Raw genomic sequence first — 26,322 nt, forward strand, 5'->3', positions numbered from 1 at the left:
ATCCTTTCCAGGCGATCTAGGCGATGCGATCAACCGCCGGGAAGATCAGGCTAAAACAGATCCGCCCGGTGGTTTGATTAACAGGATCGCATCGGGCGATCACCTCACCACCATGCAAGGTCATGATGGCCCGAACGATAGACAACCCCAAACCACTGGAGTCACTACTCGCGCTGCGGGTCGCATCCACACGATAAAACCGGTCAAACAGTCGCTCCAGCTGCTCCGACGGTAATAAAGGGCCGAGGTTGGTCACCGCTATCACACTCCCTTCAGGCGATGTGCTCGCACTCAACGTTATCGGGCTATCCGCATGCGCATACCGTACCGCGTTGGCAACCAGATTACTCAGTGCACGCTGGAACAATAGCGCATCGACCAACAATGTCGCCTGCCCTTCATAGCGTAGTTCGATACCGCGCTCGTCCGCCAGCATATCAAAGTAATCCGCTACCCGGCGCAGTTCGACCTCCACCTCAACCGGCACCCGGTTAAGGACCGGTTGCTCATGGCTGGCGCGGGCCAGAAACAGGATGTTTTCTACCATCCGCGACAGGCGCTCCAGTTCGGCAATATTGTCCGACAGTAGCGTTTCATACTCTTCCACACTGCGCGGCTGGTACAGCGCGACCTGACAATGCCCCATCAGCGCACCGATCGGCGTGCGAATCTCATGCGCCAGGTCGGCAGAAAACTGGGTCAATCGCTGATAACCCTCGTTGAGACGATCCAACATGGCGTTAAAAGCACGAATCAATTGCCGCACTTCCTGAGGGGCATCGGCATCGCTGACACGGGTGGATAAGGTGTTCGGCGCAATCACCGACGCCTGCGCCGCCATGCGCCATAATGGCGAGAGACCACGGCGCAAAACCAGATACCCCAACGCAGCTATCAATATGAACGCGGCTACCACCGCCCCCACCACCCGCCAGAGGTAATGCTCCAGCATTCGTTGCTCATTGAGCATCACATGGGCGGCGGCAATCTGCAGCAATTGCCCGTCATTGAGCCGAACCTGGGCGGCGATCGCCCGCATCGGCACGCCATCAGCGGTAACGCCACCCTGCACGCTGGAAACCCGCAACGGCGAGTTCTCAGCCACCGGCGTTAATGGCGGCAGTAAAATATGCGCCGGATTAACGCTGATAAGCGGCTTTTGCCCCGGTAGTGAAAACAGCAATACATCCTGCTCGCTACCCAGCATGTTCTCAAACAGGCCGGTATTACTGGTCAACACCGGCAGCGTAAAATTCTTCCCCAACAGGTGGCGGTAATAGTCAACGCGCCCGGTTACCTGCAAATCACTACGCCGGTACATTTCCTGCCACAGCGCGCTATACAGGTAGCTGCCCGCCAGGCTGACCACCAGCGCGGCAACCAACGCAAACAGCAAGCTGCAACGGGTCTTCAAAGAGGTGGCGCGCCAGCGCTGAAGCCAGTGGTTCATGAACGCGGCTCGCAGACATAGCCAATACCACGCACCGTGTGAATAAGCTTGATATCGAACGGTTTGTCTATCTTGGCGCGTAAGCGTTTCACTGCCACATCCACCACGTTGGTATCACTATCAAAATTCATGTCCCAGACCTGCGAAGCAATCAAGGTACGCGAGAGCACCTCACCTTCGCGCCGCACCAGCAGATGCAGCAGCATAAACTCTTTATTGGTGAGCGGGATCACCACCTCTTGCCGGGTAGCCTTACGCCGCAATACATCGAGGCGTAAGTCCGCCACGGCGTAGTGATCAGCTTCACGAACCACACCCCGGCGCAGCAACGTGCGAATACGCAACACCAGCTCGGTAAATGAAAACGGTTTGATCAGGTAGTCGTCGGCCCCCAGTTCCAACCCGTGGATACGGTCGTGTAACTGGTCGCGCGCCGTCAGAAACAGCACCGGTACATCGCTTTTTTTACGCAGCATCTCAATAATTTGCCAACCGTTAAGCCCCGGCAACATCACATCCAGAATGATGGCGTCGTAACTGTGCTCAAGCGCATTAAACAACCCGTCGGTACCGTTACGTGCCAGATCAACGGCATAACCTGCTTCGGTGAGTCCTTTTTTCAGGTAATCGCCGGTACTGCCATCGTCTTCAACCACCAGAATACGCATTGCCTCTACTCCCGCCTTCGGATGGAACCGCTGCCTGGGCGTTATCATAGCAACTCCAGTACCCTGACTTGATGACATTAATGTCATCAAATCGTCATCCTGACGACCGGAACGCCTCACCATGATGGACACTCGCCAACTCAGGGGAAATCCATCATGACAACACATCGTTTTGCCGGGCTATTGCTTTCTTCTTTACTGCTTTGTAGCCACGTAGTCAGCGCCGCCGACGCGCCTGCCAAACCGCAATCACCCATCCGCGGCACCATTACGGCGGTATCGGACACGCAGTTGCAACTGACTGACCGCAAAGGGCAGAAAGTCGATGCCACGTTGACCGCTGACACCCGCGTGATGAGCATCAGCAAAGCCGAACCGGGTGATATCAAACCCGATAGCTTTATCGGCACCGCGGCCATCCCTCAGCCTGATGGCACGCTCAAAGCACTGGAAGTTCATGTCTTCGATGCCAGCCTGCGTGGTACCGGTGAAGGCTTCCGTCCGTGGGAATCTGCTGACGGGAAAAGCGGCACCATGACCAACGGCACCGTCGGCAAGCTGGTTAACAGCAACGGCCGCACACTGACCGTGACCTATAACGGCGGGCAGAAAACCGTGGTAGTACCGGACGACGTGCCTATCGTCAGCATCGCCCCCGGTGATCGCAGCCTGCTGAAACCTGGCGCCCATATCGTGCTGTTCTCACGGCTTGACGATCAGGGCAAGCGTATTGCCGTAGCGATTTCTGCCGGTAAAGACGGTACTGTTCCCCCCATGTAACCGGAGTCCGCCATGTCGCCATCCCGCCGCCCGATACACGCCTGGCCCGTCAGGCTTGCCCACTGGCTCAACCTGCTGGCTATGACAGGTATGTTTATGAGCGGCTGGGAAATTTATAACGCCTCGCCGTTATTCAACTTTCATTTTCCAGCCACGATGACATTGGGCGGCTGGCTCGGCGGCGCTATTGGCTGGCATCTGGCGGTTATGTGGCTGTGGGCGGGTAATGGCTTACTGTATGTGGTGTGGAGTCTTGCCAGCGGCCACTGGCGGCAGCGCTGGCTGCCGCTCAGTCTCAGAGCGCTCTGGCATGACATTCATCAGACGCTCACCCTACGCTTACGCCATACGTCCCACCAGTACAACACCATCCAGAAACTCATGTATTTCGGCGTCATCGCGCTCGGCATACTGCTGGTGCTGTCTGGGCTGGCAATCTGGAAGCCGGTTCAGTTGTCCTGGCTCACTAACCTGTTAGGCGGTTTCGCCACCGCCCGTTATGTCCACTTTCTGGCGATGAGCGGCATCGCGCTGTTCGTGGTCATCCACGTCCTGATGGTACTTATCGTACCGCGCACCCTGTGGGCAATGTTGACCGGAGGCAAACATGAGTGACAAACCACAGCGCCGCGCTACGCTGATACTGGAACCGAGCCAGAAAAAGCAGTTGGTCAATCTCGAACGCCGCCTGATGCTGCGCTCCGGGCTGACGCTCGGTGCGGTAGCAATGCTGAGTGGCTGTAATATGCAAGATGGCGACAGCATCGATAAAGTCTTGTGGGCGATGTCGCGCTGGAACGATCGGGTACAAGCCTGGTTATTCAGTGGGCAGCGTCTGGCCCCCAGCTACCGACCCGATCAGGTCACCCAGCCGTTTCCCTTCAACGCGTTCTACCCGGAATATAACGTGCCGGATATCGATCTGGACAGCTATCGCCTTGAGGTCAGCGGTAAGGTCGAAAAAAAGGGAGTCTGGACGCTGGAACAATTGCGCCAGCTGCCGCAGGAAACGCAGATTACGCGGCTTATCTGTATTGAAGGTTGGAGCGCCATCGGCCAGTGGCGTGGCATCCCGCTACGTCTGTTTCTGCAACATATCGGGGCTGACCTGAACGCCCGTTACGTCGGCTTTAAATGCGCTGACCGCTACTATTCCAGCATCGATATGGCCACAGCCCTGCATCCGCAAACCATTCTGGCGCTGGAATTCGGCGATCAGACACTGCCGCCAGATTACGGCTACCCACTACGTTTACGCGTTCCCACTAAACTTGGCTTCAAAAACGCCAAACATATCGCCGCACTGTTCGTCAGCGATACCAACCCCGGCGGCTACTGGGAAGATCAGGGGTATAACTGGTTTAGCGGCATTTGAATCACAGCCCGCTACACCGTCGCCTCGCCTTCGCCCTTGACCAGCGTCTGTTCAACCGCCGCTCCGATCGTCGCTATCATCTGCTCTATGTGGGGTGTCATCGGCATAGCGAAGCTCAAGCGTAAGCCATGACGGTATTTGCCGGATGCGGAAAACAACGCACCACCAGCAACATGGATCTTATCTTTGCGCAGTGTCTGACTGAGCTGTACGCCATCAAATGACTCGGGCATTTCCACCCATAAGACGAAGCCGCCCTGTGGTCGACTGACACAAATGGTATCGGGAAAATAGCGGCGCACCCAGCAGGTAAACCGTTCCAGATTACGCTGGTAAATACCGCGCATACGCCTTATATGCGGCTGATAATGCCCCTGCCGGATAAACTCCGCCACCGCCAGTTGCGTACAAACCGCAGAAGAACCGGTGCTGGTGTATTTCATATGCAAAGCCCGGTCGAGATAGCGCCCCGGCACCAGCCACCCCACACGCAACCCCGGTGCCAACGTCTTGGAAAACGAACTGCACAACAAGACCCGGCCCTCAGTATCCATCGACTTCAGCGTTGCCGGACGTGGGTATTCGTAAGCCAATTCGCCATACACATCATCCTCGATAATGGCGATATCGTAGCGCTGCGCCAGCGTCAGCAACGCGCGTTTGCGGTGTAACGGCATGATGAATCCAAGCGGATTATTGCAATGCGGTACCGTGATCACTGCCTTGATTGGCCACTGGTCCAACGCCAGCTCCAGCGCTTCCAGATTGATACCAGATGTGAAATCGGTTGGGATCTCAATCACCTTGATATCCAACCCGCACAAGATCTGCAAAATGCCGTGAAACACCGGGGATTCCACAGCGATGATATCCCCCGGATGAGCCAACGCCCTCACCGCTACTGCCAGCGCCTCAGTGCATCCTGTGGTCACCACAATATCGTCAGCTGATAGCTGACAACCACTATCAACCATGAGTCGGGCTATTTGCTCCCGCAGCACCGGTACCCCGGCCAGATTATCGTAGGTAAAGGAGGAGACCTGTTGTTTCTGCCCGATACGTTGCAATTGCTTCCACAGCGGTTTGAGTGTGCTCTGGGTAAGATCGGGTACGCTACTACCTAAAGAGACTGTCTCTGGGTCCAGCCTGGCGTTGACCAGCTCCAGTACCGCGCCCCATTTCTTTACCTCAACCGGGCGCTGCACCGGTTTGCTCATCGCGGGTATCGGTGGTTGGGTTTTCCCTGCGCGAACGAAATACCCGGAACGGGGCAGCGGTACAATTAACTGCTGCTGCTCCAGCAGATAATAAGCCTGCTGTACGGTACTGATGCTGACACCATGCTCCTGGCTCAGCGCACGAACGGATGGCAAACGCTCGCCACTCTGATACAGCCCCTGCTCAATGCGCTGTGTTAGTAACGTCGCCAAAAGTTGATATCGCGTCATCGACCGTTCCCCTTATTCATACCGTACCCACTATCGCCATACAGACAATCATCAAAACCGCCATTCAGATCGTCTTTGACGTCATCTGTATTAAAAACAAACCCGAGTTCTGTCTATAAAACCATACAGATGCACTTGCCATAATGATGTTCCCATCGCTTACGGAGAACAACCATGACACAGCATCCAACTCCTCGCTCTCTATTGCAGCGCCTGTATCGCCTGGTACAAAGCCAGTACCAACGACACCAAACCCGCAAGATACTCAATGCACTCGATGATAGTCGCCTGCGGGATATCGGCCTGACACGACAAGATATTCGGCATCTCTAGTGCCAGGAGTCTGCGAGTCAAATAGCCATACACCTCTTCATCAAGCCCACTATCTGTATCTGTCTTCTTTAAACCACGAAGTGGAAAAGAGGAACAGGTACAGATCACCATAAAAAGAATCATTCAGATCACGCAATCACGCTTCTGTATCTTCAGAATAGTCATTTCCTGCATCTGTATCCTAACACTCACCGGCGGCACACTGATTTCCGACACAGCTCATCGGAGATTGATCTATGGCACAGCCACCACGCCGTCCACATACCCGTCTCAGCCTGCATGTTCTTCTTCACCATACCCGCCAGCGCTGGCGCGCCTGGCGGCAGCGGCGACGAGCAAGAAAAGCACTGCGCCGGTTAGATAACAATCAACTGGAAGACATCGGGCTAACTCGCCGGGATGTAGACAATTTATGGTAGCAACCAATAAACGATAGTGAATGGAGCAACGTAGCAATAAGGCAGACGATGCGAGGCTACGCGCAGAAAAAGGTAATGGATACAAAGAGAGAACGATAGCCTGCGTACCACCACGCACATCACCAGACAGCCCGTCGCCAGGCCAGGCGGATGGTTGCTACAGTGCGCGGGCTGATACAGCCGGAACCGGAGTCAACCATCGGTTCCGCCGCCTCCAGGCCAGCGTGGGGGGAGAGAAAACCACGCTGGCTGTCAACATCGTGTCGGGCTACTCGGTTGGGTAGCCCGGCATCGCCCACACGGACGGCCAGTCTCCTGGCTGCCCACCGTTACATTCAGGCTGATAGTTGTAAGCCACAAGCTGGAACGTTTTACCGTCAAACACCCACTGCGCGCTTTCACCGCAGTCGGCGATACCACGCCCTTTCGCGGAGTGATACAACATACCGCTTTCCGGGTCATAGTCCACTTCGGTAAACCAGCGGATTTTTTCTTCCCGGCTTTCCACCGTGCGTATAGGCCGGGGCAATTCCAGCAACTGCGCTGCTTGCGGGTTATTGCGTGGCGTAACAAACAGCATGCTGGAGGACTGGTAGGCCCCCATACCACAGTTGAGCATCACCAGCGCCAGTTCGTTGGTCAGCGGTTCCGCCTCGCTGAGCTGGCGGGCCTCTTTACTGAGCCCACAGTCTTCCTCCTCCAGTAACGTCTTCTTCGCGTTAATGACAGCATTTATCAACACCTTGGCATTAGCCAGTGGCGGAGGTTGGGTATAGGCTGGACTAATTTCCTGCCCTACCGGTATCGGGGGAACCAGCGAGACATCACCCGTACCGACCTGTAATAACGCACTGCGATTATTCAAACGCCCTTGTCGTTCATCAGCCAGTAATAACGCCGCATTCAAACCGTTAAGCGAGATAGATTCTTCCTGATTATTACTCTGACTGCCGACATGTTCAGACAACGACAACCGCTTAGCGTTTTTAGCAGCCAGTACAAACTGCTGAATCACATCCAGTTGTTCGGTATGGACATAGTACGCGCCCTCTTCCTCATCAGTCTGCCAGGCAGGCTGCGTCAGCGGGAAACGGACGCCATCCAGATACAAAGCCTGACGCTTGTCAGCCAGATCGAAGTCCAATGAGATTTTGCCCTGAGCGCCAGCTTCACGCTTTAGCGTCACGCGAAGATACGGGTCATTATTCCTGATATCACAATCATTCAGGTTGTTGCACGTTATCTGCCAGTGCCGGAATACCTTCTGCACCGGAGTCGGATAACCGGAAGGCATCTCGCCAGCGCTAAATGCACTGCCGGACAACAAAACCAGAATGATGCCTGAAAGCGCTGTGTTAAATCGCATCGGACATTCCTTATGAAACTGCCATGCTGATGTTATAACGCAATTATGTCCTTTCCCCGCATCCAAAAAAACGCTGAAAGCGTTTTTTAACGTCACCTGTGACGGCCCGTAGGGTGAGTTCCACCATCGGGTGGAACGAATCATAAAACGCTGAAAGCGTTTTTTAACGTCACTTGTGACGGCCCGTAGGGTGAGTTCCGCCATCAGGTGGAACGAATCATAAAACGCTGAAAGCGTTTTTTAACGTCACCTGTGACGGCCCGTAGGGTGAATGTCACATCAGGCTATTGTTAAACAATCACGTGCATGAATAAAAGCTTCCCGTGTGAAATAAGAATATAAAAAAAACCGCACCTTATCGCTAAGGTACGGTTTTTTATTATCGGGGGAAGTGACGATTATTCGTCGTCGCTACCACCCAGACCAGCGTTCAGCAACTCAGCCAGGTTGGCAGAGGCTTCTTCAGCACTCACCTGCGGTGTAACCGGCAGCTCACCTGCCTGGCGGCGACGCATACGATCCTGATGGTATGCATAACCGGTACCGGCCGGGATCAGTCGACCCACGATGACGTTTTCTTTCAGGCCACGCAGTTCATCACGTTTACCCGCAACCGCCGCTTCCGTCAGTACGCGAGTCGTTTCCTGGAACGATGCCGCGGAGATGAAGGACTCGGTAGCCAGAGACGCTTTGGTGATACCCAGCAGGTCACGGCTATACGTTGCCGCAATCTTGCCGTCCGCTTCCAACTGACGATTGGCGATCTTGATGCGCGACATTTCCACCTGTTCGCCTTCCAGGAACTCGGAGCTACCCGGATTGACGATGGTGCCTTTACGCAGCATCTGACGAACGATAACTTCGATGTGTTTATCGTTAATCTTAACGCCCTGCAGTCGGTAAACTTCCTGCACTTCGTTGGTGATGTAACGGGTTACCGCATGTACGCCACGCAGACGCAGGATATCGTGCGGAGACTCTGGACCATCGGAGATCACGTCACCACGTTCCACACGTTCACCTTCGAACACGTTGAGCTGACGCCACTTCGGAATCATCTCTTCGTACGGTTCGCTGCCATCAACCGGCGTAATCACCAGACGACGTTTGCCTTTGGTTTCTTTACCGAAGGATACCACACCGCTGACTTCCGCCAGGATTGCAGGCTCTTTCGGACGACGTGCTTCAAACAAGTCAGCAACGCGCGGCAGACCACCGGTAATATCCTTGGTACCGCCGGATTCCTGCGGAATACGCGCCAGGGTATCACCCGCGCCGATCTGTGTACCGTCTTCCAACTGGACAATCGCTTTACCCGGCAGGAAGTACTGTGCCGGCATATCGGTGCCCGGAATCAGTACGTCATTACCGTTAGCGTCAACGATTCTCAGTGCCGGACGCAGATCTTTACCGCCACCGGTACGTTCTGCACTGTCCAGAACTACGATAGAAGACAGACCGGTCAGTTCGTCGGTCTGACGAGTAATCGTCTGGCCGTCGATCATGTCGGTAAAGCGAATGCTACCGCCCACTTCGGTGATAACCGGCATGGTGTGCGGATCCCAGTTCGCGACGGTTTCACCGCCCGCGACATCGTCACCGTTCCCTTTCGCCATGACCGCACCGTAAGGCACTTTATAGCTTTCTTTGGTACGGCCGAATTCGTCGATCAGCTTCAGTTCAGTGTTACGCGACGTAATCACCAACTTACCGGCGTTGTTCATAACGAACTTGGCGTTGCTCAGTTTCAGGCTACCTTTGTTTTTCACCTGAATGCTGGATTCTGCTGCCGCACGCGATGCCGCACCACCGATGTGGAATGTACGCATCGTCAGCTGGGTACCCGGTTCACCGATGGACTGTGCCGCGATAACCCCGATAGCCTCACCCTTGTTGATGATATGACCACGAGCCAGGTCGCGACCGTAGCACTTAGCACACACGCCGAAGTCGGTTTCACAACCTACAACAGAGCGTACTTTCAACGCATCAACAGAGTTTTCTTCCAGCAGGTCACACCATTTCTCGTTCAGCAACGTATTGCGCGGAACCAGAATGTCTGCAGTGCCCGGTTTCAGCACGTCTTCTGCCGTCACACGGCCCAGTACGCGCTCACGCAGCGGCTCTTTCACGTCGCCGCCTTCGATAACCGGCGTCATCATGATGCCTTCGTGGGTACCGCAATCATCCTCGGTCACCACCAGGTCCTGTGCTACGTCAACCAGACGACGCGTCAGGTAACCGGAGTTCGCCGTTTTCAGTGCGGTATCCGCCAGACCTTTACGCGCACCGTGTGTAGAGATGAAGTACTGGAGTACGTTCAGACCTTCACGGAAGTTCGCGGTGATCGGTGTTTCGATGATGGAGCCATCCGGCTTCGCCATCAGACCACGCATCCCCGCCAGCTGACGAATCTGTGCCGCAGAACCACGCGCACCGGAGTCGGCCATCATAAAGATGCTGTTGAAAGACACCTGTTTCTCTTCTTCGCCGTTACGGTTGATAACGGTTTCAGTAGAGAGGTTTTCCATCATCGCTTTGGCCACACGCTCGTTCGCCGCAGCCCAAATGTCGATAACTTTGTTGTAGCGTTCGCCCGCGGTAACCAGACCGGACTGGAACTGCTCCTGAATCTCGGCAACTTCGGCTTCCGCTTCGCTGATGATTTCCACTTTCTTCGCTGGGATCACCATATCGTCGATACCAACGGAAGAACCGGAACGCGCCGCGTAGGCAAAACCGGTGTACATGATCTGGTCGGCAAAAATAACCGTCGGTTTCAGACCCAACACGCGGTAGCAGGTGTTCAGCATCTTGGAGATTGCTTTCTTACCTAACGCCTGGTTGACGATGGAATAAGGCAGACCTTTCGGCACGATCATCCACAGAATCGCACGACCTACGGTGGTGTCGATCAGGCTGGTTTTCTGCGTCCACTCGCCCTGTGCATTCTTCTGATGCTCAGTAATACGCACTTTTACACGCGCATGCAGCGAAGCCAGACCTGCACGATAAATGCGTTCTGCTTCTTTCGGACCGGTCAGCACCATGCCTTCGCCTTTGGCGTTAACACAGTCACGGGTCATGTAGTACAGACCCAATACCACGTCCTGAGACGGAACGATGATCGGCTCGCCGTTCGCTGGCGACAGAATGTTGTTGGTGGACATCATCAGCGCACGCGCTTCGAGCTGGGCTTCCAGCGTCAGCGGCACGTGAACAGCCATCTGGTCACCGTCGAAGTCGGCGTTATATGCCGCACACACCAATGGGTGCAACTGAATCGCTTTACCTTCGATCAGAACCGGTTCGAACGCCTGAATACCCAAACGGTGCAGAGTCGGCGCACGGTTCAGCAGTACCGGGTGTTCGCGGATAACTTCATCCAGGATATCCCATACTACCGCTTCTTCGCGTTCTACCATCTTCTTGGCAGCTTTGATGGTGGTAGCAAGACCACGCAGTTCCAGCTTGCCGTAGATGAACGGTTTGAACAGTTCCAGCGCCATTTTCTTCGGCAGACCGCACTGATGCAGACGCAGGTACGGACCTACGGTGATAACGGAACGACCGGAGTAGTCCACGCGCTTACCGAGCAGGTTCTGACGGAAACGACCCTGCTTACCTTTGATCATATCGGCCAAAGATTTCAGCGGACGCTTGTTAGAACCGGTGATGGCACGACCGCGACGGCCGTTATCCAACAGCGCATCCACCGCTTCCTGCAACATACGTTTTTCGTTACGTACGATGATATCGGGTGCAGCCAGATCCAGCAGACGTTTCAAACGGTTATTACGGTTGATCACGCGGCGATACAGATCGTTCAGATCGGAAGTCGCGAAACGACCGCCATCCAGCGGTACCAGCGGACGCAGGTCCGGCGGCAGCACCGGCAGCACGGTCAGGATCATCCATTCCGGCTTGTTGCCAGACTGTACGAACGCTTCCAGCAGCTTGATGCGTTTGGTCAGTTTCTTACGTTTGGTCTCGGAGTTGGTTTCGTTCAGCTCTTCACGCAGCTGTTCACATTCCTGCTCCAGATCCATGTTTTTCAGCAGAGCCTGGATAGCCTCGGCACCCATCTTGGCGTCGAATTCGTCACCAAACTCTTCCAGCGCATCCAGATACTGTTCTTCGGTCAGGATCTGACGGCGTTCCAGATTGGTCATCCCACCTTCGATCACCACGTAAGATTCGAAGTAAAGGACACGTTCGATATCACGCAGCGGCATATCCAGCAGCAGACCGATACGGGACGGCAGCGATTTCAAAAACCAGATGTGAGCGGTCGGAGACGCCAGCTCGATGTGGCCCATGCGCTCACGACGCACTTTAGTCTGGGTCACTTCAACGCCGCACTTCTCACAAATCACGCCACGGTGTTTCAGGCGCTTGTACTTACCGCACAGGCACTCATAGTCTTTTACCGGCCCAAAGATACGGGCGCAGAACAGACCGTCACGTTCTGGTTTGAACGTACGGTAGTTAATGGTTTCTGGCTTTTTTACTTCACCAAAAGACCAGGAACGGATCATGTCTGGCGAGGCCAGAGCAATTTTGATCGCATCAAACTCTTCGGTTTTAGTTTGCGCTTTCAGAAACTTTAATAAGTCTTTCACGGATTGGCTCCTGTCGGAGTTAGACCTGTCAGGCACCTGAACCTTGTTGTTAACAACATGGTTCAGGTGCCCCTGTAACGAATGCTCGCAGCGCTATCGGGCTGGGATTACTCTTCTTCCAGCTCGATGTTGATACCCAGGGAGCGGATTTCTTTCAACAATACGTTGAAGGACTCCGGCATACCCGGTTCCATCCGGTGATCGCCATCCACGATGTTTTTGTACATCTTGGTACGGCCGTTCACGTCATCGGATTTCACCGTCAGCATTTCCTGCAGGGTATAGGCTGCGCCGTAAGCTTCCAGCGCCCACACTTCCATCTCACCGAAGCGCTGACCACCGAACTGCGCCTTACCACCCAACGGCTGCTGGGTAACCAGGCTGTAAGAGCCGGTTGAACGGGCATGCATCTTGTCATCAACCAAGTGGTTCAGTTTCAGCATGTACATGTAGCCCACGGTAACCGGACGCTCAAACTGCTCGCCAGTACGGCCGTCGAACAACGTAATCTGACCGGAAGTCGGCAGATCACCGAGTTTCAGCAACTCTTTGATCTCGTTTTCCTTGGCACCGTCGAACACCGGCGTGGCGATCGGCATACCTTTCTTCAGATTCTCCGCCAGACGCAGAACTTCTTCATCACTGAAGGTGTTCAGGTCAACTTTCTGGCGTACATCGTTACCCAGGTCATAAGCGCGCTGGATGAACTCACGCAGTTTGGCCACTTCCTGATGCTGCTTGAGCATGGCGTTGATCTTGTCGCCGATGCCTTTCGCTGCCATACCCAGGTGGGTTTCCAGAATCTGACCGATGTTCATACGTGATGGTACGCCCAGCGGGTTCAGTACGATGTCGACCGGCGTGCCGTTCTCGTCGTAAGGCATATCTTCGATCGGGTTGATCTTGGAGATAACACCCTTGTTACCGTGACGACCTGCCATCTTGTCACCCGGCTGGATTTGACGTTTAACCGCCAGATACACCTTCACGATCTTCAGCACGCCAGGTGCCAGATCATCACCCTGGGTGATCTTGCGACGTTTGGCTTCGAGTTTCTTCTCGAATTCGTGTTTCAGCTCGTCGTACTGCTCAGCCAACTGCTCCAGCTGATTCTGCTTCTCTTCGTCGGTCAGACCCAGTTCCAGCCAACGCTCGCGCGGCAGCTTGTCCAGTTTGTCGGCTTCAACGCCACCGGCAACCAGCACATCATGGATACGGGCAAACAGACCGGCTTCCAGAATCTGCAGTTCTTCAGTCAGGTCTTTCTTGGCCTGCTTGAGCTGCATTTCTTCGATTTCCAGCGCACGTTTGTCTTTTTCCACGCCATCGCGGGTAAAGACTTGTACGTCGATAACCGTACCGGAAACGCCGTTCGGCACACGCAGAGAAGAGTCTTTCACGTCAGACGCCTTCTCACCGAAGATCGCACGCAACAGTTTCTCTTCCGGCGTCAGCTGCGTTTCGCCTTTCGGCGTCACTTTACCGACCAGGATATCGCCGCCGGTGACTTCAGCACCGATGTAAACAATACCGGATTCATCCAGCTTGGAGAGCGCCGCTTCACCCACGTTCGGGATATCAGCAGTGATCTCTTCTGGCCCCAGCTTGGTGTCACGAGACACGCACGCCAGTTCCTGAATGTGGATAGTGGTAAAACGGTCTTCCTGTACTACACGCTCGGAAACGAGGATGGAGTCTTCGAAGTTGTAACCGTTCCACGGCATGAACGCTACGCGCATGTTCTGACCCAGCGCCAGTTCACCGAGGTCGGTAGACGGGCCATCAGCCAACACGTCGCCGCGCTCAACCGGCTCACCCAGTGACACACATGGCATCTGGTTGATACAGGTGTTCTGGTTGGAACGGGTGTATTTGGTCAGGTTGTAGATATCGATACCTGCTTCGCCCGGATACATCTCTTCTTCGTTAACTTTGATAACGATACGAGAAGCATCGACGTACTGCACGGTACCACCGCGTTTAGCAACCGCAGTTACACCGGAGTCAACAGCAACAGCACGTTCCATACCGGTACCAACCAGCGGCTTGTCAGCACGCAGGGTCGGAACCGCCTGACGTTGCATGTTCGCACCCATCAGGGCGCGGTTGGCGTCATCGTGTTCCAGGAACGGGATCAGTGAGGCACCCACGGAGACCACCTGTTGGGTGGAAACGTCCATGTAGTCAACCTGATCACGGCTGAACAAGCTGGATTCGCCTTTGCTACGGCAGGTAACCAGTTCATCGATGAAGTGGCCTTCGTCATCCAGGTTGGTGTTCGCCTGAGCAATAACGTAGTTACCTTCTTCGATCGCCGACAGGTAATGAATCTCGTCAGTGACCACGCCATCACGTACACGGCGGTACGGTGTTTCCAGGAAACCATACTCGTTAGTCTGTGCATACACGGACAGCGAGTTGATAAGACCGATGTTCGGACCTTCCGGCGTTTCGATAGGACATACGCGACCGTAGTGAGTCGGGTGTACGTCACGTACTTCGAAGCCAGCACGTTCACGGGTCAGACCGCCTGGGCCGAGAGCGGAGATACGGCGTTTATGCGTAATCTCAGACAACGGGTTGTTCTGGTCCATAAACTGAGACAACTGGCTGGAACCGAAGAACTCTTTCACCGCCGCAGAAATCGGCTTGGCATTGATCATGTCCTGCGGCATCAGCGTATCCAGGTCGCCCAAGGACAGACGCTCTTTCACCGCACGCTCAACACGCACCAGACCAACGCGGAATTGGTTTTCCGCCATCTCACCGACAGAACGGATACGACGGTTGCCCAGATGGTCGATATCGTCGACTTCGCCTTTACCGTTACGAATATCGATGAGCTTTTTCATCACATCGATAATGTCTTCTTTGCTCAGGATACCGGAACCTTCGATTTCCTCACGCAGCAAAGAGCGGTTGAATTTCATGCGGCCAACCGCTGACAGATCGTAGCGATCTTCAGAGAAGAACAGGTTTTCGAACAGCGTTTCGGCAGCTTCGCGTGTCGGCGGCTCACCAGGACGCATCATGCGGTAGATCTCAACCAGCGCGCTCAGGCGATCGTTGGTTGGGTCAACACGCACGGTCTCGGACATGTACGGGCCGTGATCCAGATCGTTGGTGAACAGCGTTTCAATACGCTTGTGACCGGACTGACTCAGCTTAGCCAGCAGATCCAGCGACAGCTCCATGTTCGCCATAGCGATCACTTCACCGGTGCTTTCATCTACATAGTCTTTCGCCAGCACTTTGCCTGCGATGTATTCAACCGGTACTTCGATACGTTCGATACCGTCTTTTTCCAACTGACGGATATGGCGCGCAGTGATACGGCGGCCTTTCTCAACGTAGACTTTACCGTCAGCTTCGATGTCGAACGAGGCGGTTTCGCCACGCAGGCGTTCCGGCACCAGTTCCATCTGCAACTTGTTGTTGTGGATTTCATACACCACTTTATCGAAGAACAGGTCCAGAATTTCTTCGGTGGAGTAATTCAATGCGCGCAGAATGATGGTAGCCGGCAGTTTACGGCGGCGGTCGATACGGACAAACAGGTTGTCTTTCGGGTCGAATTCAAAGTCCAGCCAGGAACCACGGTAAGGAATAATACGTGCGTTATACAGCACCTTACCGGAAGAATGGGTTTTACCCTTATCGCTGTCAAAGAAGACGCCAGGACTACGATGTAACTGAGAAACGATAACACGCTCAGTACCATTGATAACAAAGGTACCGTTGTCAGTCATGAGCGGGATTTCGCCCATGTACACTTCTTGTTCTTTGATGTCTTTAACGGTGCCTTCCGGCGCTTCGCGCTCGTAGATCACCAGACGCAGTTTTACGCGCAGCGGCGCGGAGTAGGTAACGCCACGGATTTGACATTCCTGAACGTCAAAAACCGGCTCACCCAGACGGTAGCTGACATATTGCAGTTCAGAGCTGCCGCTGTAACTTGAGATAGGGAATACGGAACGGAATGCAGCTTCCAGACCGTACTGGCCTTCCGGATCTTGCTCGATGAACTTCTGGAACGAGTCAAGCTGGATAGAAAGGAGATATGGGATATCCAAAACTTGTGGACGTTTCCCAAAATCCTTACGAATACGTTTTTTCTCGGTATAGGAGTAAACCATAGGGTTCCTCAGCTCGCTGACAAGTCGACCCACTTTGTCCGCCCTGATAAGGACGGTTCATGCAACACCATTTATGTCGATCGGAATATGGAACACATTCCGCAATACCTGTTTCTATCACTCTTAAACCATTTCATTACGCTTTACACAGAACAGACTGCTCTGGCGCAGTATATTAAGTCGTCGATAGAAACAAGCATTGATGGGAAACCGGCAGTCAAACAGTGTGAAACGCTACCGGCACCCTACAGCGCAAAAAGGCTGGTGACCAAAAAGTCACCAGCCATCAGCCTGATGACTCAGGCTGCAACCGGAAGGGTTGGCTTATTTAACTTCAACTTCAGCGCCAGCTTCTTCCAGAGATTTTTTCAGAGCTTCAGCGTCATCTTTGCTCACGCCTTCTTTCAGGGCAGCCGGAGCAGATTCAACCAGGTCTTTCGCTTCTTTCAGACCCAGGCCAGTTGCGCCACGTACTGCTTTGATAACAGCAACTTTGTTAGCGCCAACAGCTTTCAGGATAACGTCGAACTCAGTTTTCTCTTCAGCAGCTTCAGCCGGGCCAGAAGCAGCTACAGCAACAGCGGCAGCAGCAGAAACGCCGAATTTTTCTTCCATTGCAGAGATCAGCTCAACAACGTCCATTACAGACATAGCGGCTACTGCTTCAATGATTTGATCTTTAGTGATAGACATAACAATTGTTCCTAACAATCAGAAAAAGTTTATACGTTAGCAAATGCGATAACAGGAAAAGCGCGATTACGCGGCTTCTTTCTGATCGCGAACAGCAGCCAGAGTGCGGACCAGTTTGCCTGCAGAGGCTTCTTTCATGGTCGCCATCAGGCGTGCAATTGCTTCTTCGTAAGTCGGCAGAGTAGCCAGACGGTCAATTTGAGCCGCCGGAATCAACTCACCTTCAAAGGCTGCAGCTTTGACCTCAAATTTTGCATTCGCTTTCGCGAACTCTTTGAACAGACGAGCAGCTGCGCCCGGGTGTTCCATCGAGTATGCAATCAGGGTCGGACCAACAAACGTGTCTTTCAGGCATTCGAATTGAGTGCCTTCAACAACGCGGCGCAGCAGGGTGTTACGAACAACACGCATGTATACGCCAGCTTCACGACCTGCTTTACGCAGTTCAGTCATTTTATCTACGGTAACGCCGCGGGAATCCGCAACTACCGCAGACAGCGCGCCTTTGGCAACTTCGCTGACTTCAGCAACAATCGCTTGTTTGTCTTGAAGATTTAATGCCATTAGCTTTTGCTCCTGGATTTAGCCGGAAAAAATTTCCGGAACTCACTTCACCCGCCACCAACTTAGTAGACAGGCGTTAAAACACGGTGAGCAGAATCCAGCAGGACTATTCTTTAAAAAAGAATAAAAATGTTCTTTAGGCTCTGTCACCGTCTACGCAGGAAAATTAAGTTTCTAACGAAACACCTGCGGTCTTGGACGGAGGCCTGGATAGGCCAGGCTCCAACCGAAAAAATCGTCTCTTGTTCATTTACAGAACAACGGGCGTAAGATTATAAAGAAATCCCTCGCCCGGGTAAAGAGGAACAAAAGCTATCAGTTAGCGACTGCGTTCAGACCGCTCTGATCGATGGCAACACCAGCACCCATGGTGGTGGAGATGCTAACTTTCTTGATGTACACGCCTTTAGCCTGAGCCGGTTTCGCTTTTTTCAGCGCAATCAGCAGAGATTCCAGGTTTTCTTTCAGTTTGTCAGCGTCGAAATCAACCTTACCGATGGTGGTGTGGATGATACCGTTCTTGTCGTTACGGTAACGAACCTGACCTGCTTTGGCGTTTTTCACTGCTTCAGCAACGTTCGGTGTTACGGTACCCACTTTCGGGTTCGGCATCAGGCCACGCGGCCCCAGGATCTGGCCCAGTTGACCAACAACGCGCATTGCATCTGGAGAAGCAATAACCACGTCGAAGTTCATCTCGCCTTTCTTGATCTGATCAGCCAGGTCGTCCATACCAACCAGGTCAGCGCCAGCAGCTTTTGCCGCTTCAGCGTTAGCACCCTGGGTAAATACGGCAACGCGAACAGTACGGCCAGTACCGTGCGGCAGTACAGTTGCACCACGGACGTTCTGGTCAGATTTACGTGCATCGATGCCCAGGTTTACGGCAACGTCAACACTTTCAACAAATTTAGCAGTGGCCAGCTCTTTGAGCAGGGCAACGGCTTCGTTGATGTCATACTGTTTGGTTACATCAACTTTTTCACGGATCACGCGCATGCGCTTGGTCAGCTTAGCCATTTCTTAGTCCTCCACTACCAGGCCCATGGAACGAGCAGTACCTTCGATGGAACGCGCCATGGCTTCCACGCTGGCACCCGTCATGTCCGCTGCTTTGGTCTGGGCAATTTCCAGAACCTGAGCACGGGTCACTTTACCTACTTTGTCTTTGTTCGGCTTACCGGAACCAGACTTAATGCCAGCTGCTTTTTTCAGCAGTACAGATGCCGGCGGAGTTTTGGTAACGAAAGTGAAGGAACGGTCGGCGTAAACAGTGATAACAACCGGAATCGGCAGACCCTTTTCCAGGCTTTCTGTCTTGGCGTTGAATGCCTTACAGAATTCCATGATGTTAACACCCTGCTGACCCAGAGCCGGACCGACTGGCGGGCTCGGGTTAGCCATACCAGCTGCAACCTGCAGCTTGACATAGGCTTGTACTTTCTTGGCCATTTAACTTTCCTCTAATGGGTAATAGCGCTTCGCAAAGAAGCTCCCCGCGTTTTATAAACATGTTACACGTCTTAAAGACGCATAAAACAAAGGCGCGAAATTGTAGGTCAATTTCGCGCCGGATACAAGTATCGAATTCAGGCAATAATTAGCCTTTTTCCACCTGGCTGAAATCCAACTCAACAGGGGTTGCTCGACCAAAGATAGATACAGAAACCTTCAGACGGCTCTTCTCGTAATCGACTTCTTCCACCACACCGTTGAAATCGGCAAACGGGCCATCGTTGACACGTACCATTTCGCCCGGCTCGAACAACGTCTTCGGCCGCGGTTTGTCGCCCACCTGTTGCAGACGATTCATGATAGCGTCGACTTCTTTGTCGCTGATCGGTGCTGGACGATCGGAGGTCCCCCCGATGAATCCCATGACACGAGGCACACTGCGGACTAAATGCCAGCTGGCATCGTCCATCACCATCTGCACCAGTACATAGCCCGGGAAGAATTTACGCTCGCTCTTACGACGCTGGCCACCACGAATCTCAACCACTTCCTCAGTCGGTACCATGACTTCGCCAAAGTGGTCTTCCATGCTATGGAGTTTGATATGCTCACGCAAAGACTGCGCTACGCGACCTTCAAAGCCAGAAAACGCCTGAACGACGTACCAACGTTTCTTTGGAGCTTCAGACATCTTAGAACCTCAGGCCAGTAATGAACGATACCAGACGCACCAGAATGCCATCCAGTCCCCATAAAATCAGCGACATAACGGCAGTTACTGCAGCAACGATCAGAGTGGTATGCAACGTTTCCTGTCGGGTCGGCCAGATCACCTTGCGAACTTCGGTCCGGGCTTCACGCGCAAACAACACTGTTGCTTTGCCTTTTGTCGTCAGCAGTGCCACGCCGCCTGCAGCAGCAATTAAAACAACGACAGCCAACGCGCGCAAAGGCAAGCTGAATTCACGGTAGTAATAGTTACCTACAATTGCCGCGATCAGTAATACTGCAACGACCAGCCATTTCAGCGCCTCAAGACCACGCCCGCTCTCCTGAGCTTCGGTATTCGCACTCATAAACCAACCTGTCACTAGATTCAGACAAATAATTTTGCCCTGCCGTAAGGGCAAACCAGACCGGATGCGTTCTAACCTCAAGCTATCCGGGACTCACACCGCTTACACAGAGCCCATCTCACCAATGATTATACTGCACAATCGCTGATGAGATAGGTTCTACGACGACAGCGTAGAAAAAGGGCATCAAATGATGCCCTTTTACCGCATGTTGCGTCAAATTTTATCAGCAATTAAGCGATAACTTTGGCAACCACGCCAGCGCCTACAGTACGGCCACCTTCACGGATAGCGAAACGCAGACCGTCGTCCATCGCGATCGGTGCGATCAGGTTTACGACCATCTTGATGTTGTCGCCAGGCATAACCATTTCCACGCCTTCCGGCAGCTCGATGGTGCCAGTCACGTCAGTGGTACGGAAGTAGAACTGCGGACGGTAGCCTTTGAAGAACGGCGTGTGACGGCCACCTTCGTCTTTGCTCAGGATGTACACTTCAGATTCGAACTGAGTGTGCGGCTTGATTGAGCCCGGTTTAGCCAGTACCTGACCACGCTCAACTTCATCACGTTTGGTACCACGCAGCAGAACACCTACGTTCTCGCCCGCACGGCCTTCGTCCAGCAGTTTACGGAACATTTCAACGCCGGTGCAGGTGGTTTTCGTGGTGTCTTTGATACCCACGATTTCCACTTCTTCACCCACTTTGATGATGCCGCGCTCTACACGACCGGTCACTACAGTACCACGGCCGGAGATAGAGAATACGTCTTCGATCGGCAGCAGGAACGGCTTGTCAATCGCACGCTCAGGTTCCGGAATGTAGCTGTCCAGCGCTTCAGCCAGTTCGATGATTTTCGCTTCCCACTCGGCATCGCCTTCCAGCGCTTTCAGCGCGGAACCGCGGATTACCGGCGTGTCGTCGCCCGGGAAGTCGTACTGAGATAGCAGCTCACGCACTTCCATCTCAACCAGTTCCAGCAGCTCTTCGTCATCAACCATGTCACATTTGTTCAGGAACACGATGATGTACGGAACGCCTACCTGACGACCCAGCAGGATGTGCTCACGAGTCTGCGGCATCGGGCCGTCAGTCGCAGCAACTACCAGGATCGCGCCGTCCATCTGGGCAGCACCGGTGATCATGTTTTTCACGTAGTCGGCGTGTCCCGGGCAGTCAACGTGCGCGTAGTGACGAGTCGGGGTATCGTATTCAACGTGAGAGGTGTTGATGGTGATACCACGCGCTTTTTCTTCCGGCGCGTTGTCGATCTGGTCGAATGCACGAGCCTGGCCACCGTAGGTTTTTGCCAGAACGGTAGTGATGGCAGCGGTCAGCGTTGTTTTACCATGGTCAACGTGGCCGATAGTACCGACGTTAACGTGCGGTTTTGTACGTTCAAATTTTTCTTTAGACATCGATTGTCCCTCTAAGACACGGATAAATCGGTGGTATCACCACATCAACCAAGCAATTACTTGCTGAGCTTTTAACAGAAAGAAAATCAGGAGGAAAATAAAGAAGTGGTGCTGATAGGCAGATTCGAACTGCCGACCTCACCCTTACCAAGGGTGCGCTCTACCAACTGAGCTATATCAGCACATCTAATTGGAGCGGGCAGTGGGAATCGAACCCACATCATCAGCTTGGAAGGCTGAGGTAATAGCCATTATACGATGCCCGCATCCTGGAACTCGGCTACCTGATTTCTCTGTATAACATCAAAGCAAGGTACAATTTATATTGTTACCTTGCTTTTTTCGATTCGGTTTTCTTATCACTACCGCATCGACTGCATCCTGTTACCAGGATTGAATTTGGTGGTGGGGGAAGGATTATTCGTCGCTTCGCTCCTCACCCTTCGGGCCGCGCTACGCACGTTGTCTCGCGTTGCTCGACTCGAACCTTCTTGAAGGTTCTCACCTTCCCCAACGTGGCGTATGTTACTTATCACATTGGTTCAGTCGCTTTTACGACCTGAATTTGGTGGTGGGGGAAGGATTCGAACCTTCGAAGTCTGTGACGGCAGATTTACAGTCTGCTCCCTTTGGCCGCTCGGGAACCCCACCTGATTGTATGTACTTGATGGTGCCGGCTGCCGGAATCGAACTGGCGACCTACTGATTACAAGTCAGTTGCTCTACCTACTGAGCTAAGCCGGCATCAAGTGCTGCGCATTCTAGGCAGAGGGGCCGGTCTATGCAACAAAAAAATTGCCCAAAATGCGCTATCGCTTAGATTTTGCACAAAATCGAATGCTGTTTCACATTACTGTTAGTTATTCGTGCAAATAAACATCAGGAAACACACTGAAAGCCGCCTGAACAGGTGGTTTTCCGGACACTCGTTCAATGATATGCCACTTGTTATCATCAGCTCTTTTACCATCGCAACTCATCCCTGAAAACAACATTAGTCCTCTTTAGGCACTCCGGAGTACGAGATTAGGTATTTAGTCACTTTTACTGCATCACGACCGCAAACCCATAACCGACGCGATAGCCATGCATGAGAATATCTTCCGGTCTTGCACCGTATAGCACATATGCTTCTATACTGTTCATCCTGATGCCTTTATCACAGGTATCAGGGCCGATGCAGATTTTTGCTTCTTTTCCTAACCCCCATGGTGGTAACCTGCCTGCTGGACGATAAATTATTATCAGGAAAGGATACTGTGGCTGTTACCTGTCCAGCTTTCTGGTGTCTCAGTTTCATGCACTGAAACCTGGCTGTTTCCCTTCCTTACCGGTAGCGTCAAGCAGAAACACATTTATGACTAATAAAGCGCAATCTTTCGCCACGCCTTATCTTCAATTCAATCGCCAGCAGTGGGCTAATTTACGAGATTCGGTACCATTGACCCTGACTGAAGATGAAATCATCAAACTTAAGGGCATTAACGAAGATCTGTCTTTAGATGAGGTTGCAGAGATTTATCTGCCGTTGTCTCGTCTGCTGAATTTCTACATCAGCTCCAACTTACGGCGCCAGGCAGTACTGGAACAGTTTCTGGGAACCGACGGGCAGAAAATTCCCTATATCATCGGTATTGCTGGCAGTGTTGCCGTAGGGAAAAGTACAACGGCGCGTGTGCTACAGGCATTACTCAGCCGCTGGCCAGAACATCGTAAAGTTGAGCTGATTACTACCGATGGCTTTCTTCATCCGAATAAAGTGTTGCAACAAAAGAATCTGATGAAGAAAAAAGGATTCCCCCAGTCTTACGACATGCATAGTCTGGTGAAATTCGTCTCTGAAATAAAATCGGGTGTTCCTTGGGTAACGGCACCGACATATTCACATTTGACCTACGATATTGTTCCCGACTGCAATAAAGTTATAGAGCAGCCAGATATTTTGATCCTTGAAGGGCTAAATGTATTACAAAGTGGAATGGACTATCCTCACGATCCTCATCGTGTTTTTGTATCCGACTTTGTGGATTTCTCAATTTATGTCGATGCACCGGAAGACCTTCTGAAGAGTTGGTATATCAACCGTTTTCTGAAATTCAGGGAAGGTGCTTTTACTAATCCGGATTCTTACTTCCACAATTATGCAAAGCTGACGAAAGAAGAAGCCATTAACATCGCCTCACAGTTGTGGTTAGAGATTAATGGGCTGAATTTAAAGCAGAATATATTACCAACGCGCGAGCGAGCCAGTCTGATTATGACAAAAAGCGCTAATCATGCCGTCGAGTGTGTTCGTTTAAGAAAATAAAATAGAGGGGGTTATAATAACCCCCTCTATTATTTACCATCCTCGCAAGGAAATTTCACCACCGATGTAAGACCGAATTTCACCATCCTGCTCTAGTAGCAGGGCGCCCAGGTTATCAATACCCTTATCAACTCCAACTATTTCACGATTGCCGACAATTAACTTCACTGTACGGTTATAAAAATTATCCAGTGAACTCCATCGAGAAATAAAGGGGGCCAATCCTTGTTGTTCATAAACCGCCAATGCTGTACGCAGTTCTGTGATAAGTTTTACAGCAAGACTATTACGGTCAATATCGATTCCGGCCTCCTGCAAATTAATCCATCCTTGATTGATCACATTTGAACCCGATGAGTTCATTCGTAGATTAATGCCCGCACCAATTACCAGATGTGCGGCATCGCCCGTTCGGCCATTTAACTCTACGAGGATGCCAGCCAGCTTTCTATCATTCAGATACAGATCATTAGGCCATTTTACTCGTACCCCTTCAGCCCCCAACTGGTGCAGAACCTCGGCCATAACGATACCAATCACCAGACTGACACCAACTGCAGCGGCTGGTCCTTGTTCCAAGCGCCAATATAAGGATAAATAGAGGTTACTACCAAAAGGAGAAAACCAGTGCCGCCCACGCCGCCCTCGCCCAGCCTGCTGATACTCGGCAATACACGCATCACCTGATGATATTGAGTCAAGACGATCCAAAAGATATTGGTTGGTAGAATCAATAACAGGTAAAACAGCAATATTACCGTCGGGTATTTTTGAGCAGATCTCATCTGCATCAAGCAACTGAATCGGAGAGGAAAATGCGTAACCTTTTCCAGTTACCGTATATACATCCAGCCCCCACTCTCTAATGGTCTGGATATGTTTATTGATAGCTGCGCGACTCATCCCCATCAGTTCACCGAGGTATTCTCCCGAGTAGAACGCCCCATCAGAAAGAATAGAGATTAGCTTTAGCGGGACGGTATAATCTTTCACGACAAAGCCCCCACCGCATCGACTTCACCTCGTGCAGCAATAAAACGCACTTCGGGCTCAAGCCACACATCAAATTTTGCGGCAACTTGATTCCTGACATAGCGTGCCAGCGCAATCAGCTCATCACTGCTTGCACCTCCTTTATTTACCAGCACAAGCGCTTGCTTATCATGCACAGCAGCATGACCTATCTGATACCCTTTTAACCCACATTGATCGATCAACCAGCCTGCCGCTAGTTTTACATCACCCGTTGGTTGGGGGTAATGAGGTGCATTCGGATAATGAGTCAAAATATGCTCAGCAACTACTGAAGGAACAACCGGATTTTTGAAGAAACTTCCAGCATTCCCCATTACTTTAGGGTCGGGCAATTTACTTCGCCTCATCTGGCAGACAGCATCAAATACATCTCTTGACGTCACGGTCGTTGGATCAAGCCGGGTCAGATCACCATATTCCAGAATAGGTTTCCAATGCTTGGATAGACACAACCCTACAGCAATAATGGCAAACCCATTCTGATATTCATGTTTAAAAATACTATCGCGATACCCAAACCGGCACTCCTGCGCATTAAGTCGGCTCACCTCACCCGTATTAAGATTCAGTACATCGACATAGGCACAGACATGTTTTAAATCCACCCCGTAAGCGCCAATATTCTGAATAGGAGCAGACCCAACACATCCCGGAATTAAGGCAAGATTCTCTAAACCAGCAATCTGATGTGTTAACGTATATTCCACTAACTGATGCCAGTTCTCACCAGCCCCTACATGGAGCATCCATTCAGATTCGGTCTCATCGACCTCAATGCCCTTGAGCCGATTGATAAGGACGATACCGTGAAAATCCCCAAGGAAGAGTATATTGCTCCCTTCTCCCAATATCAGAGTTGGCAACCTATGCTGACGAGCGTGCTGCCACTCAGACAACAGTTCTGTTGCATTTTCGACAATGACAATGTCTGTCGCAAAAGCCGATAGGGAGAAAGAATTGAATGCTTGGAGAGATATGGCAGAACTCGTCATGGCGCTAAATACCCAGTAAACAGTTAGTCATAGTCTAACTGATCCTGAGTCATTATTGAGGGATGTTTTATTCGCAAATCGCGCCGAAAACGTTAGATGCCGGAAGTGATTACCCGGCGAATTAACGCGGCCGCCCGGGTTGCGCACATAAAAAAACCCCCGGCGTTAACCGGGGGTTCTCTGT

The 26,322-nt window shown here is 52.3% G+C and carries 22 protein-coding genes, 4 tRNA genes and 1 other RNA gene; 7 read left to right on the forward strand and 20 right to left on the reverse strand.

What is annotated here, in order from left to right:
* Positions 1-16: 16 nt before the first annotated feature.
* Positions 17-1,450 (reverse strand): heavy metal sensor histidine kinase, encoded by a 1,434-nt coding sequence (locus FGI04_RS17530; protein WP_342700688.1) that lies wholly within the window; start codon positions 1,448-1,450, stop codon positions 17-19.
* Entirely contained in the window at positions 1,447-2,118 is a 672-nt protein-coding gene (locus FGI04_RS17535) for a heavy metal response regulator transcription factor (protein ID WP_012882973.1), read from the reverse strand. The genes FGI04_RS17530 and FGI04_RS17535 overlap by 4 nt, the downstream gene beginning before the upstream one ends.
* 156 nt (positions 2,119-2,274) lie before the next feature.
* On the opposite strand from FGI04_RS17535, the gene FGI04_RS17540 reads away from it, so the two are divergent.
* From FGI04_RS17540 to FGI04_RS17550, 3 genes are read left to right on the forward strand one after another with little or no spacing between them, the layout of a single operon-like run.
* Positions 2,275-2,898 (forward strand): hypothetical protein, encoded by a 624-nt coding sequence (locus FGI04_RS17540; protein ID WP_407274395.1) that lies wholly within the window; start codon positions 2,275-2,277, stop codon positions 2,896-2,898.
* Positions 2,899-2,910: 12 nt separating this feature from the next.
* Positions 2,911-3,513, forward strand: coding sequence for a cytochrome b/b6 domain-containing protein (locus FGI04_RS17545; protein ID WP_407322137.1), 603 nt, complete (start codon positions 2,911-2,913; stop codon positions 3,511-3,513).
* Complete coding sequence (locus tag FGI04_RS17550; protein ID WP_342700691.1) at positions 3,506-4,273, forward strand: molybdopterin-dependent oxidoreductase; 768 nt, start codon at positions 3,506-3,508, stop codon at positions 4,271-4,273. Before FGI04_RS17545 ends, FGI04_RS17550 begins: the two co-directional genes overlap by 8 nt.
* Positions 4,274-4,284: 11 nt before the next feature.
* On the opposite strand, the gene FGI04_RS17555 is transcribed toward FGI04_RS17550, so the two are convergent.
* Positions 4,285-5,721 (reverse strand): aminotransferase-like domain-containing protein, encoded by a 1,437-nt coding sequence (locus FGI04_RS17555; RefSeq protein WP_407274862.1) that lies wholly within the window; start codon positions 5,719-5,721, stop codon positions 4,285-4,287.
* A gap of 174 nt (positions 5,722-5,895) precedes the next feature.
* On the opposite strand from FGI04_RS17555, the gene FGI04_RS17560 reads away from it, so the two are divergent.
* From FGI04_RS17560 to FGI04_RS17570, 3 genes are all read left to right on the forward strand, one after another.
* The gene (locus FGI04_RS17560; RefSeq protein WP_342700693.1) at positions 5,896-6,054 is read left to right on the forward strand and encodes a DUF1127 domain-containing protein; all 159 of its coding nucleotides are present in this window, start codon (positions 5,896-5,898) and stop codon (positions 6,052-6,054) included.
* 236 nt (positions 6,055-6,290) lie between these two features.
* A complete protein-coding gene (locus FGI04_RS17565) occupies positions 6,291-6,473 on the forward strand; it encodes a YjiS-like domain-containing protein (protein ID WP_342700694.1) in 183 nt (60 codons plus the stop codon).
* A 20-nt stretch (positions 6,474-6,493) separates the two neighbouring features.
* The gene (locus FGI04_RS17570; RefSeq protein ID WP_342700695.1) at positions 6,494-6,757 is read left to right on the forward strand and encodes a hypothetical protein; all 264 of its coding nucleotides are present in this window, start codon (positions 6,494-6,496) and stop codon (positions 6,755-6,757) included.
* Here the strand turns inward: FGI04_RS17570 and FGI04_RS17575 are convergent.
* From FGI04_RS17575 to FGI04_RS17645, 15 genes are all read right to left on the reverse strand, one after another.
* Positions 6,742-7,839, reverse strand: coding sequence for a DUF1176 domain-containing protein (locus FGI04_RS17575; protein ID WP_016943870.1), 1,098 nt, complete (start codon positions 7,837-7,839; stop codon positions 6,742-6,744). The two genes, FGI04_RS17570 and FGI04_RS17575, sit on opposite strands and share 16 nt — an antisense overlap.
* A gap of 398 nt (positions 7,840-8,237) precedes the next feature.
* Positions 8,238-12,461, reverse strand: a complete 4,224-nt coding sequence (rpoC, locus tag FGI04_RS17580; RefSeq protein WP_016943871.1) for a DNA-directed RNA polymerase subunit beta' — start codon at positions 12,459-12,461, stop codon at positions 8,238-8,240.
* Positions 12,462-12,568: 107 nt separating this feature from the next.
* Complete coding sequence (rpoB, locus tag FGI04_RS17585; protein ID WP_038903028.1) at positions 12,569-16,597, reverse strand: DNA-directed RNA polymerase subunit beta; 4,029 nt, start codon at positions 16,595-16,597, stop codon at positions 12,569-12,571.
* A gap of 324 nt (positions 16,598-16,921) precedes the next feature.
* Positions 16,922-17,290 (reverse strand): 50S ribosomal protein L7/L12, encoded by a 369-nt coding sequence (rplL, locus tag FGI04_RS17590; protein ID WP_016943873.1) that lies wholly within the window; start codon positions 17,288-17,290, stop codon positions 16,922-16,924.
* 66 nt (positions 17,291-17,356) lie between these two features.
* The gene (gene rplJ / locus FGI04_RS17595; RefSeq protein WP_012882962.1) at positions 17,357-17,854 is read right to left on the reverse strand and encodes a 50S ribosomal protein L10; all 498 of its coding nucleotides are present in this window, start codon (positions 17,852-17,854) and stop codon (positions 17,357-17,359) included.
* A 315-nt stretch (positions 17,855-18,169) separates the two neighbouring features.
* Positions 18,170-18,874: a 50S ribosomal protein L1 gene (gene rplA / locus FGI04_RS17600; protein ID WP_016943874.1), complete on the reverse strand. Its 705-nt coding sequence runs from the start codon at positions 18,872-18,874 to the stop codon at positions 18,170-18,172.
* A gap of 3 nt (positions 18,875-18,877) precedes the next feature.
* Complete coding sequence (gene rplK, locus FGI04_RS17605; RefSeq protein ID WP_016943875.1) at positions 18,878-19,306, reverse strand: 50S ribosomal protein L11; 429 nt, start codon at positions 19,304-19,306, stop codon at positions 18,878-18,880.
* Between the two features lie 148 nt (positions 19,307-19,454).
* Positions 19,455-20,000: a transcription termination/antitermination protein NusG gene (gene nusG / locus FGI04_RS17610; RefSeq protein WP_012882959.1), complete on the reverse strand. Its 546-nt coding sequence runs from the start codon at positions 19,998-20,000 to the stop codon at positions 19,455-19,457.
* A 1-nt stretch (position 20,001) separates the two neighbouring features.
* Positions 20,002-20,385, reverse strand: coding sequence for a preprotein translocase subunit SecE (secE, locus tag FGI04_RS17615; protein WP_013315920.1), 384 nt, complete (start codon positions 20,383-20,385; stop codon positions 20,002-20,004).
* Between the two features lie 233 nt (positions 20,386-20,618).
* Positions 20,619-21,803, reverse strand: a complete 1,185-nt coding sequence (gene tuf / locus FGI04_RS17620; RefSeq protein ID WP_012882957.1) for an elongation factor Tu — start codon at positions 21,801-21,803, stop codon at positions 20,619-20,621.
* A 106-nt stretch (positions 21,804-21,909) separates the two neighbouring features.
* Positions 21,910-21,985 (reverse strand) — tRNA-Thr (locus FGI04_RS17625).
* Positions 21,986-21,994: 9 nt separating this feature from the next.
* Positions 21,995-22,069, reverse strand: a tRNA-Gly gene (locus tag FGI04_RS17630).
* 134 nt (positions 22,070-22,203) lie between these two features.
* A non-coding RNA gene (locus FGI04_RS17635) (RtT sRNA) lies at positions 22,204-22,328 on the reverse strand.
* Between the two features lie 41 nt (positions 22,329-22,369).
* A tRNA-Tyr gene (locus tag FGI04_RS17640) sits at positions 22,370-22,454 on the reverse strand.
* A 17-nt stretch (positions 22,455-22,471) separates the two neighbouring features.
* Positions 22,472-22,547 (reverse strand) — tRNA-Thr (locus FGI04_RS17645).
* 613 nt (positions 22,548-23,160) lie between these two features.
* Between FGI04_RS17645 and coaA the strand changes: the two genes are divergently transcribed.
* Positions 23,161-24,111 (forward strand): type I pantothenate kinase, encoded by a 951-nt coding sequence (coaA, locus tag FGI04_RS17650; RefSeq protein ID WP_016943962.1) that lies wholly within the window; start codon positions 23,161-23,163, stop codon positions 24,109-24,111.
* Between the two features lie 33 nt (positions 24,112-24,144).
* Here the strand turns inward: coaA and birA are convergent, their stop codons facing one another.
* Both birA and murB read right to left on the reverse strand, forming a co-directional pair.
* Positions 24,145-25,104 (reverse strand): bifunctional biotin--[acetyl-CoA-carboxylase] ligase/biotin operon repressor BirA, encoded by a 960-nt coding sequence (gene birA, locus FGI04_RS17655; protein WP_407337042.1) that lies wholly within the window; start codon positions 25,102-25,104, stop codon positions 24,145-24,147.
* On the reverse strand, positions 25,101-26,138 hold the full coding sequence (gene murB / locus FGI04_RS17660; protein ID WP_342700697.1) for a UDP-N-acetylmuramate dehydrogenase: 1,038 nt from the start codon (positions 26,136-26,138) through the stop codon (positions 25,101-25,103). The genes birA and murB overlap by 4 nt, the downstream gene beginning before the upstream one ends.
* Between the last annotated feature and the right edge of the window lie 184 nt (positions 26,139-26,322).

The sequence above is a fragment of the Dickeya ananatis genome, assembly GCF_019464615.1.
Classification (GTDB): domain Bacteria; phylum Pseudomonadota; class Gammaproteobacteria; order Enterobacterales; family Enterobacteriaceae; genus Dickeya; species Dickeya oryzae.

What these genes read in the sequence shown, in the direction of transcription:
- nusG (WP_012882959.1), bottom strand. Translation starts at nt 20,000, where the DNA reads ATGTCTGAAGCTCCAAAGAAACGTTGGTACGTCGTTCAGGCGTTTTCT.
- FGI04_RS17545 (WP_407322137.1), top strand. Translation starts at nt 2,911, where the DNA reads ATGTCGCCATCCCGCCGCCCGATACACGCCTGGCCCGTCAGGCTTGCC.
- rplJ (WP_012882962.1), bottom strand. Translation starts at nt 17,854, where the DNA reads ATGGCATTAAATCTTCAAGACAAACAAGCGATTGTTGCTGAAGTCAGC.
- coaA (WP_016943962.1), top strand. Translation starts at nt 23,161, where the DNA reads ATGACTAATAAAGCGCAATCTTTCGCCACGCCTTATCTTCAATTCAAT.
- FGI04_RS17570 (WP_342700695.1), top strand. Translation starts at nt 6,494, where the DNA reads ATGGAGCAACGTAGCAATAAGGCAGACGATGCGAGGCTACGCGCAGAA.
- FGI04_RS17560 (WP_342700693.1), top strand. Translation starts at nt 5,896, where the DNA reads ATGACACAGCATCCAACTCCTCGCTCTCTATTGCAGCGCCTGTATCGC.
- rpoB (WP_038903028.1), bottom strand. Translation starts at nt 16,597, where the DNA reads ATGGTTTACTCCTATACCGAGAAAAAACGTATTCGTAAGGATTTTGGG.
- FGI04_RS17550 (WP_342700691.1), top strand. Translation starts at nt 3,506, where the DNA reads ATGAGTGACAAACCACAGCGCCGCGCTACGCTGATACTGGAACCGAGC.
- secE (WP_013315920.1), bottom strand. Translation starts at nt 20,385, where the DNA reads ATGAGTGCGAATACCGAAGCTCAGGAGAGCGGGCGTGGTCTTGAGGCG.
- tuf (WP_012882957.1), bottom strand. Translation starts at nt 21,803, where the DNA reads ATGTCTAAAGAAAAATTTGAACGTACAAAACCGCACGTTAACGTCGGT.
- FGI04_RS17565 (WP_342700694.1), top strand. Translation starts at nt 6,291, where the DNA reads ATGGCACAGCCACCACGCCGTCCACATACCCGTCTCAGCCTGCATGTT.
- murB (WP_342700697.1), bottom strand. Translation starts at nt 26,138, where the DNA reads ATGACGAGTTCTGCCATATCTCTCCAAGCATTCAATTCTTTCTCCCTA.
- FGI04_RS17555 (WP_407274862.1), bottom strand. Translation starts at nt 5,721, where the DNA reads ATGACGCGATATCAACTTTTGGCGACGTTACTAACACAGCGCATTGAG.
- rplL (WP_016943873.1), bottom strand. Translation starts at nt 17,290, where the DNA reads ATGTCTATCACTAAAGATCAAATCATTGAAGCAGTAGCCGCTATGTCT.
- FGI04_RS17540 (WP_407274395.1), top strand. Translation starts at nt 2,275, where the DNA reads ATGACAACACATCGTTTTGCCGGGCTATTGCTTTCTTCTTTACTGCTT.
- FGI04_RS17535 (WP_012882973.1), bottom strand. Translation starts at nt 2,118, where the DNA reads ATGCGTATTCTGGTGGTTGAAGACGATGGCAGTACCGGCGATTACCTG.
- rplA (WP_016943874.1), bottom strand. Translation starts at nt 18,874, where the DNA reads ATGGCTAAGCTGACCAAGCGCATGCGCGTGATCCGTGAAAAAGTTGAT.
- FGI04_RS17575 (WP_016943870.1), bottom strand. Translation starts at nt 7,839, where the DNA reads ATGCGATTTAACACAGCGCTTTCAGGCATCATTCTGGTTTTGTTGTCC.
- FGI04_RS17530 (WP_342700688.1), bottom strand. Translation starts at nt 1,450, where the DNA reads ATGAACCACTGGCTTCAGCGCTGGCGCGCCACCTCTTTGAAGACCCGT.
- rplK (WP_016943875.1), bottom strand. Translation starts at nt 19,306, where the DNA reads ATGGCCAAGAAAGTACAAGCCTATGTCAAGCTGCAGGTTGCAGCTGGT.